The following is a 10,934-nucleotide window of genomic DNA, read 5'->3' as shown; positions in this document are numbered from 1 at the left end:
TTATTTGAACGGCCTGTTTTTCTACAAGTGCTGTAAGAGCTTTTATGGTATCGCTTTGTGACAATGACTTTATTTTTTTATGCTTTGTAAAAATCCATATTTTTAGTGTTATTGACGTATTCTAAACCATCTGGATATACACATCTGACTGCCATCTTACCAACCTATTGTGAATTGAGGCCTGAAAATTTAAATCTTAATCTCTCCTATGTTAATAACTTGATAGGTTTCAGGGATTGTAGATTTGTTATACCTGAATAGTTACTGAAAATAAAATATTTATCACATCAGATTTTAGCATATTGTTTGTCAATACATCTCTCTACTTCGCAGTGGGACTTTACTTACTAACCGTAATGCATCATGAAGAAATGTGTGGCCTTTTTTCTATCAGCCTGGCCATCGTTAACCTACTATTATCTTTTGTGCTGTTTAAGAATAAAAAGGTGGATAATAATATATTGTATTTGCTCATTGGAATTACACTTACTTTCATCTCTCTTACTGCACCAATACAATTAAACGGACATTATATAACCATGTTTTGGGCTGCCGAAACAGTGTTGCTCTACTGGTTATACCTTAAATCAAATATTCAATTGATGAAGCTGGCTTCTTTGATCATTTGGGGTGCCATGATCGTAAGCTTGTTAATGGATTGGGGTCACTTATATAGCTCATCTGTATTAATACTTAATATCATTGCAAACAAAGGTTTTATAACTACTTTGATGACTGCTCTAAGTTCTTACCTGTTGTACTTGCAGATCATGAAGGACGAGAGTAAAAATATTTATGAACTTGGTATTCCGGCTGATATTTATAGATACTCTTCATATATTCTACTCTTTATGAGTGGACTATTAGAGATTAATCATCAATTTTTAAACCGTTATCCGGATACTAATCTTAATGTATTGTATCTCTTGTTGTATGTGCCCGTATTTATTTACGTCTTTTCTTTTATATCCAAACGAATAGGGCGCACTGTACTTTCATGGATAGCTAATGCAGTTATTATAATGATTTGTATTTCGGTATATCTATTCAGTCTTACCACACTTTTTGATCTGGAATATGTGTCATTGGTTCAGCATAAATTATCAGCTAATCATTTTTATGCGCATTTCGCAGGGGCAATATTTATGGCCGCACTACTTTATAAATTGGTGTTGATATTAAGGGATAATCTAGATGATGATGTGAAGCGCATTGCAACATGGATATTATCGGTTGTCATCGTAACCTTCCTTAGCATGGAAGTTTGTTTAGCATTGAACCTTTTGGTTTATTCTCCCGCTACATCCATTGAAAGGATAGAGACGGTTTACATTCAAGTAGGGCTGCCCATACTTTGGGGTCTCTGCTCATTTGTACTCATGATCTTGGGTATGCGTCACAAAGTACAGACTTTGCGTATTGTATCATTAACACTCTTTTCAATTACATTGATAAAACTGTTCGTGTTTGATTTACAAGGCATACCGCCGGCAGGTAAAATATCCGCCTTTTTCTTTTTAGGAGTGCTACTACTGATCGTTTCGTTTATGTATCAAAAAGTTAAAAAAATATTGGTTGATGGTGATAAAAATCGAGCCGATGTATAAGTTCTCATTCACGCTTATACTGATAACATGTACTTGTTGCCTTTTTGCGCAGCAAACCTTTAAATATAGAGCTGCTATTGCTGAAGTTGATTCAACAGCGTTTTACCGAATAGGATTATCTCCAGCGTTATTAGCAAAATCTGATCCCGAATTATCTGACATTCGTTTAATTGATGGGAAAGGCAAGATGGTGACTTTTATATACGGTAATCAGTTACCAATTAAAAATGAAAGAAGGTTTGTAGAATTTACGCAGGTCAAAAACGTTAAATGGGCCGATAGCTTAACCTCCTTTATCGTAGAGAATCAGGTTAGTCGTACTATAAATCAGATCAGTTTACGCATTCGAAATACATCAGCAGAACGTTTGTTTACACTATCAGGAAGTGATGATTTAACTGACTGGTTTGCAATAAAAGAGAACATCCCTCTATCCGGCGTATCCGATAATACGCACAAGGAAATATATGAACTGGTAGTTCGTTTTCCTGCTAATAGCTACCGTTATTTAAAGGTAAGTGTAAACAACCGTCGGAAAGAACCTGTCAATATATTGCAGGCTGGTATATATGAATCTCAACCAATTAACCCATTGTACGCTGAATTGATTGGAACAAAATTTCATCAGAGAGATTCAGGGAAATTAAGCAAAGTTATTATTCAGCTTAAAGAGTTTTACCCTATAAATAAAATCAGTCTCACCATCACCGGTTCTAAATATTTCAAACGGAGCGTTACAATTTATGCTTTAACAGGTAAAAAGCGTGATTTTATTGCTGATACATTGCTGAGTTCTGCTGGAACTAATAACATTTTTATCACTGCAAAAGCTAAAGCTATTGAAATGGTTATCGAGAACGACGATAATCCGCCACTTTCTATAAAGGCTATAATGACTTTTAGCTTGAATCAATCCATAATTGGATATTTGAGTAAAGGGCAAAGTTACAGTCTGCTTTTTGGCGATTCACTTGCTGTCGCTCCTAATTACGACCTTAAATATTTTGCAGATAGTGTTGAGCTTGATCTGATGTTATTAACAACCAATAGCATGGTAAATAATCCCTCATATAGTTTTAAGACTGAGGCAGAACCTTATTTTCCAGCCTGGTCCATTTGGGTTGCAATCACTCTGGTTATTGCAGTCTTAAGTTTACTTACTTATAAAATGGTAAAGGAGATGGACAAGAAAAAAAGTACGGTATGAGTTCGTAATTTTTAGTAATAGGCAGATATTGTGAAACTTAACCTAAAAGTAACGCGATATTTACCTAAGGAATACTTTGGCGTCATATTTTAGTAACATATAATCTACCTATATGAATCCAGAAGATGTACTTAAAAGTTTAAGTCGCAGGAAGTTCCTGCGTAATTCAGTTATTGCGGCAACGGGAATTGTTTTGTTACCATCAGCTATGTTAGGCTGTAAAAATAAAGACGATGATGAGATATTTGAGGGGCAAGGTTTTAATGAGGGAGTTGCAAGTTTTGACCCTTCGCAGGATAAGGTAATTCTGTGGACGAGGTATACGCCTGCCGTTCAGGAGCAATCTAAACCGACGATCGTCCTTGATGTTGCAAAAGACAAGGATTTTAATACTGTCGTGGTCAGTCAATCGGTCGAAGTGGATACGAATAGTGACCACACGGTATATGTGGATGTAAGCCAGTTGACATCAAATACAAAGTATTATTACAGGTTTAGAAACGAGAAGACCAAAGCGATTTCTGTAACTGGAGAAACGAAGACATTACCTAAAGCGGGAGAGGTTTCGGAAGTTAAACTGGCCGTAGTATCCTGTGCAAATTTTCAGGCGGGCTTATTTAATGTTTATGGTGCAGTTGCAGAGTCTGATGCCGATGTTGTCGTTCATTTGGGTGATTATATCTATGAATATCCGGTAGGTAGTTATGGAACAAATGCATCAACCGTTGCATTAAATCGGCAGCATAAACCAGCAGGTGAAATTATTAAGTTAGAAGATTACCGAGAAAGGTATCGTCAATACCGTAGTGATGAACAACTGCAAAAAGCGCATCAGTTAAAACCGTTTATTTGTGTGTGGGATGATCACGAAATAGCAAATAATGCCTATAAAGATGGTGCTGAAAATCATCAGGCAAATGAAGGTGATTTTAACACGCGGAAAATGAGTGCCATCCAGGTATGGCATGAATACCTGCCTGCACGGGTACAGGATAACGCGAAGATCTACAGAGGTTTTGAGATTGGCGGTCTCGTCAATTTGATGATGCTGGATACCAGAATCATAGGAAGAGACAAGCAGTTAGACTATGCAGATTATCTGACATCTACAGGGTTGAACAGTACTGAATTCTTTGCAGACTGGCAGAACCCGCAACGTACCATATTAGGACAGGAACAAAAAAGCTGGCTTGTTTCGAAAATAAACACCAGTACCAGTAAGTGGCAGGTGCTTGGTAACCAGGTTTTGATGGGTAAAATGTTTATTCCTGCTGAGCAGCTTTTGCTGACAGCACAAATTTCTTCAGGAAGCACCGATCCTGCTTTGTTAGCACAATACAATAAGGTGGCTTTAGAGCTTGTTACTATCAAAACCCGCATGTTACAGAATGACCCGACATTGACAGCCGCTGAAAAAGCAAGAGTTCAAACGGTATTGCCTTACAATTTGGATGCTTGGGATGGGTACCCTGCTGAGCGGGAAATGATCTATGCAGCAGTTTCCGGTAAAAAGATAGTTTCATTGGCAGGTGATACGCATAACGCCTGGTATTCTGTTTTATCTGATAGTAACGGCAGGAAAGCAGGAACTGAATTTGCGACTTCTTCAGTTACGTCGCCTGGTTTTGAAGCTATATTTGGAGATAATCCCCAAACAATTGCAGGATTTGAGCAAGTAAATACATTGCTGATTGATGACCTTCAATATGTTGATGCTTCCAAACGGGGGTATGTGATGGCTACTTTTACAGCAAATGAAGCGAAGGCAGAATGGAGGTTTGTAAATACAATTTTAAGTAATAGTACGACGACAGTCACAAGTAAAACGGTGTCGGAATCTTAGATAAAAAATTTTTACCATATAATTTAATTTGTGCTAATATTAAAAAGGCCTATCTGGAAATTACCGGGTAGGCCTTTTTATTAAGGACGTTATTCTGTATTTTGTGGGGTTTTGACTTTCAAAACCATACACACCACTAATCCCATCGTTACCATAGCCATGCTAAATGGAAATATGTACTCCATGCCGAAGCTTTTTGCGACAAAGCCAACCAAAGGACCTGTAATACCCAGGGAAATATCTATAAATACACCATAGGCACCTAACGCCGCTCCTTTATTAGAGGCCTGAACCCGACTTACAGCCTCTACACCAAGAGCGGGAAATACTAAGGAAAAGCCTAAGCCAGTAAGCGCAGCACCAAAGAGTGCCTGATCAGAACTGGTTGCCAGCCAGAGTACCAGCATTCCCAAACTTTCAACAGTCAGGCACACTATACTGACTTTAATACCCCCATATTTGTTTATAGCACCTGCAAAAAAGAGTCGTCCTGCTATAAATAACACACTGAAAGCGGTAATACAGGAAGCGGCCTGATCCCAATGCTGATAGGCATAATAGAGGGTAATAAAGGTGGATAAAGTGCCAAAACCTATTCCCGCTAAAGCTAGTCCGGCACCATAAGGACTAACTGATTTAAATACTTCTAAAAAAGATTTTCCAGGATCATCATGATAACCCTGAAGGGCAGGCTTCAGAAAAGCAGACCCAAGGCCTATAAAGCCAATAAGAATAGTTAATGCGCCGATGCTCCAGTTTCCTAAACTGATTGACATCCAGATGCCTAACGGTGCTCCTATTGCCAACGAACTATAGTTTGCAATCCCATTATAGGATATGGCAGTTGCAGTATGTTTTTCCCCAACATGAAGCATGGCCCAGTTGACCGGACTTGCTCCAACCATTCCTTCCCCACAACCTGTAAGTAACCTGGAGATAATTAATATCGTTAAACTCAGCCCTGGATTATGGAAAGTTAAAAAGGATACAATTAAAAGTATGCCGGCAAGTATAAAACACAGCATGCTGGTAATAACAGCTGGTTTGGGACCTCGTCTGTCTACAATATTTCCAGCGTAAGCACGCATGAAAAGGGTCATGATGTATTGCACACTGATCACCGCACCGGCAATGATTGTATTGTAGCCTAATTGTACATGTATAAATATAGGCAAAACGGCAAGGGTTAGACCTATAGAGAAATAGCCATAGAAGGTGAGGGACACATAATTTGCAATGATCACATTCGTTTTTTCAGATAAGGCTGAAAGGGAAAACTTTTTCATGGTGGTAGATGTGCCCCTTTGTAGGAGAGCAATGAATAAGCGCAAATGTAGCGGTATTTTTATTCAACAGAAAGCTAATAGCGGTCTTAAATGACTAAGTTTATCCTCTCGTTTTTCTAAGAAAGGAGTGCTTTAAATAAAGATGTTATTGATACTTTTAAAAAAGATATGAAAAACCTGATACTTACTGTTTGTTTACTGTTGGTCGGGTATATTGCTTTTCCTCAGAATAAGAGGGATTCAGTGTCTTCACGGCTTAATGAAGTGATGGATAACAGGCCATTTTATACTGCCAATAAGGAGGGAAGGATTTTAACTTTAAAGCAATTACTGCGTATCAGTAAGTTGTCCCCAGAGCAGATCTATGATATTAACATGAAGCTGTGTAATGAATATAAAAAATATAAATCAGACTCTGCTGTATTTTATATTCAGAAAAATATAGCGATTGCCAAAAAGCTCAACAACCGGAAGCTCCAAAATAAAGCTAATATTGAATTAGCTTGGTTGTATTCAACTGAAGGTTTGTATATTGAATCGAAAAGCTTGTTGGATAATATCGACCGGTTTACCTTAGCAGCTGATCTTCTTCCAAACTATTACGAGTGTTATAATGCATTTTGCAGTCACTATGGACAAAGTAATAACTATACGGTGTACTATACTAAAAGCGAATTATACAGAGATTCTTTATTAAAAGTGCTTGACCCTCAGTCCTTAAATTACCAAATAACATTTGCGACAAAAATACTTTATCAGGGACAGAAAGAAAAAGCTGAAAAGGCACTGCTTTCACTATTAGAAAAAACCACTGATAAAAATCCTGAACGTGGAGTAATTGCTTATTTTTTGGGCGTTATGTATAAGGATGAAGGAAATTTAGAATTACAAAAAAAATACTTTTCGATTTCGGCTATCACAGATGTGGAGAATTCGATTAAAGATAACGCCTCACTTCAAAGTCTTGCACTTACCTATTATAAAATCGGTGATATTGATCAGGCCTTCAAATTTATAGAGGCGGCAATAAACGATGCTATATTTTGTAATGTACGGTATAGAACAGTAGAAGGCTCCTTTTTATATCCTATTATAAACGCTTCCTTCCAGGCCAAGCAAAGTAAGCAGAGAATGGAACTTCGCTTGTACCTTATTCTGATTAGTATCTTATCTCTTTTTCTGATAGCAGGCATTATTTATGTCTATAAGCAAATGAAACGGGTGTCGAAGATCAGAAAGGAATTACACAGCACCAATAAAAAGCTAAATAAGCTGAACAGGGATTTGCAACATGCAAATGGTAATCTCTACGAATCAAACCATATTAAGGAAGAATATATTGCTCATTTCTTTGATCTATGTTCTACTTATATAGACAAAATGGAAAACTATCGTAAATCTTTAAATAAAAAAGCGACCAATAATCAAATGGATGAATTGCTAAAAGATTTAAGATCTACGGTTGTTGTCGAAAATGAGTTAGAAGAGTTGTATAAAACGTTTGATAGTATTTTTTTGAACCTATATCCAACATTTGTTAAGGATTTCAATGTCTTGCTTGCTCCCGAACTGCAGATCTTACCCAAGCGGGGAGAACTATTAAACACCGAACTCCGGATCTTCGCACTTATTCGCTTAGGCATTACCGATAGTGTTAAGATTGCAAGTTTCCTGCGCTACTCATTGAGAACGGTATATAATTACCGAACCAAGGTTCGGAACAGAGCAGTTGATTCGCGTGATGAATTTGAAGAAACGGTGAAAGAAATTGGAACTTTAATGCCTAACAGATAAGTAAATTCTTTCCATATAGGTACTTTTTTCTAATGTTATAAAAGGTTAACTGCTTAATAGTAAGTAGTTAACCTTTTTTTTTAGGTACTTAATTATTGCAATAAAAGTATTGAGGCTTTTATGTATCTACATTTGACATACAAAAGGAAATACTGACGCTTTTGTGAACCAATATTATCAACCAGTTAATTAACCATTAAATCATGAATCTATGAGGCTTTTATTTACAAAAAGACTTTTCTTTCTTTTTATTGTTTTTGGGTGTGCCCTGTCACTCCCTGTCTTCGGCCAGAACACATTAAGGGTTGAAGGTACAGTGACGGATGCAAATACCGGAGAAACTCTTATTGGTGTTTCTGTAACCAAAAAAGGAACGAAAAATGGAATTTCAACAGACGTTAACGGACGGTATATACTCTCCGATGTTCCAGTAGGAACGGTATTAGTAGTATCCTATATTGGATATGAGGGTATGGAAATACCTGTCAGTTCAAGTAGATTGGATATTAAACTAAGAGTTTCCAATAATCAACTGGAAGATGTAGTTGTTATCGGTTATGGCTCAGTAAAACGTAAGGATGTTACGACTGCCATATCTAGCATTTCTACCAAAGACTTGGACGAACGTCCTATCATTTCAGCCGCTCAAGCCATACAAGGAAGAGCAGCCGGTGTTTCCGTTATACAACCAAATGGAACTCCCGGTGCAGAAATGTCAATTCGGGTACGTGGTACCACCTCTTTCAATGGAAGTAACGATCCGCTTTATGTAGTAGATGGTGTACCAGTAGACAATATCAAGTTCTTGTCGCCTAATGATATTGCGAGTATGCAAATTTTGAAGGATGCATCTTCTGCTGCAATCTATGGTTCACGTGCTGCCAATGGTGTCATTCTGATTACCACTAAGGCGGGAACAACAGGGGATGCGAAGATAGCCTTGAATGCGCAGTTCACTCAAAATAAGGTAACAAACGAAATCAAATCACTTAACGTGGCTCAATACCGCGATTTACAAAACGAGATCGGTCTTGTTACTCTGCCAGATGGTCTGACCGATCAAACAAATTGGTTTGATGAAACCTATAAAACCGGAGAACTGCAGAACTATCAGTTATCAATATCCGATGGTACTGAGAAGTTGAAATATTACCTTTCTGCCGGTTATTTGGGTGAAAAAGGAGTATTGAACACCTCGTTCTTTAAACGTTATAATTTCCGTGCAAATATTGATAATAAGGTACGTAAATGGTTAACGATAGGGGCTAATGTAAATTATGCCGATTATTTGAGTAATGGTGTAACGACAGGTCAGTCGGCTAACAAGGGTGGAGTTATACTTTCTGTAATCAATACACCAACCTACGCTCCAATATGGAATCCTGAAAATCCCGATCAGTATTATAATAATTTCTATGGAGTAGGAAACATTACGAGCCCGCTCGAAAATATGGCTCGTGGTAAGTATAATAAAGCTAAGGAAGACCGATTGATCGCATCAGGAAATGCCTTGATCACTTTCGTACCTGAGCTTACTTTCAAGTCATCCTTTACAATGGACCGGAGAAACGGATTAACAACTACTTTCCTTGATCCGATATCCACTACATGGGGCCGTAATCAATTTGGAGAGGCTTCTGACTCCCGCAATACCAATACAGTATTAACATTCGATAATGTGTTGACGTATACTAAAACGTTCAATAAACATGGAATTGAAGCAATGGCCGGTTCATCAGGAACTGAATCCAAGTACACAAACAATTATATAAACGGGTCACATTACCGGGATGACCAGATTCAAACCCTTAATGCCGCAAATGTTATTGCATGGAACAACACAGGTTCCGGAGCTTCAGATTGGGCTATAATGTCTTACTTTGGACGTGTTGCTTATAACTACGACAGCAAATATCTAATAACTGCTAACTTACGTTCTGATGGATCATCTAAGTTACATCCAGACCATCGTTGGGGCTATTTCCCTTCAGTGTCAGCTGCATGGCGCTTGTCTTCAGAAAAATTTATGGAAAGAATTGATTGGCTGGATGATTTGAAGATTCGTGGAGGTTGGGGACAGACAGGGAATCAATCAGGCCTTGGTGACTATGCTTATTTGCAACGGTACAATATAGGACGTATAGAATGGTTTAAGACCGGACAGGAAAATGCAGTTCCTACCATTAGTCAAGCGAACTTACGTACACCAGATCTGACATGGGAAACGACGACTCAATCAAATTTAGGTCTTGATTTTACTGCCTTTAAAAATCGAATAGCAGTTAACCTTGATTATTATTTCAAGCGAACAACCGATATGTTGATGAATGTATCATTGCCTGCCGGCTCTGCTGCAGCTAATACTATTGCCAGAAATGAAGGTGAAATGGTTAATAAAGGTTTCGAGGTACTCGTGAATACGCAGAATATGAAAGGGGCATTCTCATGGAATACTGATTTCAATATTTCGTTTAACAAAAACAAACTGGAAAAACTGGAACTACAAAAGATCTATAATACAGCCACAACAAGTGGCACTGTGTCTGAGACAGTTGTGCGCAATGAACCTGGACGTGCTTTAGGTGGATTCTTTGGCTATATCAGTGAAGGTGTAGATCCTGAGACAGGGAATTTAATCTACACAGATCAAAATGGGGATGATAAGATTTCTTCAACTGACAGAACTTACATTGGGGATCCTAATCCTGATTTCATTTTTGGTTTAACAAACTCATTTTCCTATAAGAATTTCAATTTAAGTATATTTCTTCAGGGAACATATGGCAATGATATTTTCAATGCCTCAAGAATCGAAACTGAGGGAATGTTCGACGGAAAAAACCAATCTACAAGAGTACTAGAAAGATGGCGAGTTCCAGGACAGATTACTGACGTGCCAAAGGCCAATTTTAATATTAAGAACTCAACGTATTTTGTTGAAGATGGTAGTTTTTTACGTGTTAAAAATGTTTCACTTTCTTACAACATCACGGGAGAGATGTTAAGAAAATTAAAGATAAGCCGTTTGCAGCCCTACCTTTCTGCAAGCAATCTTTTAACGTGGACGAACTATACAGGCATGGATCCTGAAGTAAATCAATTCGGAAATGATGGTGCAGTACAAGGTATAGACTGGGGTACTTATCCGCAGAGTAGATCGTTTGTGCTTGGCGTTAATGTTGAATTTTAAAATTTAA

At 37.8% G+C, this 10,934-nt stretch carries 6 protein-coding genes; 5 read left to right on the top strand and 1 reads right to left on the bottom strand.

What is annotated here, in order from left to right; translation table 11 throughout:
* Positions 1-302: 302 nt before the first annotated feature.
* The 3 genes from BFL47_RS15075 to BFL47_RS15065 all read left to right on the top strand — a co-directional run bounded on the left by BFL47_RS15075 (position 303) and on the right by BFL47_RS15065 (position 4,657).
* Positions 303-1,607, top strand: coding sequence for a DUF2339 domain-containing protein (locus tag BFL47_RS15075; RefSeq protein ID WP_262482894.1), 1,305 nt, complete (start codon positions 303-305; stop codon positions 1,605-1,607).
* The gene (locus BFL47_RS15070) at positions 1,579-2,814 is read left to right on the top strand and encodes a DUF3999 family protein (protein WP_069660620.1); all 1,236 of its coding nucleotides are present in this window, start codon (positions 1,579-1,581) and stop codon (positions 2,812-2,814) included. The genes BFL47_RS15075 and BFL47_RS15070 overlap by 29 nt, the downstream gene beginning before the upstream one ends.
* Before the next feature lie 112 nt (positions 2,815-2,926).
* Positions 2,927-4,657, top strand: coding sequence for an alkaline phosphatase D family protein (locus BFL47_RS15065; RefSeq protein ID WP_069660619.1), 1,731 nt, complete (start codon positions 2,927-2,929; stop codon positions 4,655-4,657).
* An 89-nt stretch (positions 4,658-4,746) separates the two neighbouring features.
* Here BFL47_RS15065 and BFL47_RS15060 read toward each other — a convergent pair whose 3' ends face one another.
* Positions 4,747-5,943 carry an MFS transporter gene (locus BFL47_RS15060; RefSeq protein ID WP_069660618.1) on the bottom strand — a complete coding sequence of 399 codons (1,197 nt, stop codon included), beginning with the start codon at positions 5,941-5,943 and terminating at the stop codon, positions 4,747-4,749.
* Between the two features lie 168 nt (positions 5,944-6,111).
* Between BFL47_RS15060 and BFL47_RS15055 the strand changes: the two genes are divergently transcribed.
* Positions 6,112-7,737 (top strand): DUF6377 domain-containing protein, encoded by a 1,626-nt coding sequence (locus BFL47_RS15055; protein ID WP_069660617.1) that lies wholly within the window; start codon positions 6,112-6,114, stop codon positions 7,735-7,737.
* Positions 7,738-7,948: 211 nt separating this feature from the next.
* Entirely contained in the window at positions 7,949-10,927 is a 2,979-nt protein-coding gene (locus BFL47_RS15050; RefSeq protein ID WP_069660616.1) for a SusC/RagA family TonB-linked outer membrane protein, read from the top strand.
* Positions 10,928-10,934 lie beyond the last annotated feature (7 nt).

Origin of the sequence: Arcticibacter eurypsychrophilus, from assembly GCF_001730525.1 — a bacterium.
GTDB classification, from domain to species: Bacteria; Bacteroidota; Bacteroidia; order Sphingobacteriales; family Sphingobacteriaceae; genus Arcticibacter; species Arcticibacter eurypsychrophilus.
Note: the sequence above shows the minus strand (reverse complement) of the source record. Positions and strands in the feature narration are given on the sequence as shown.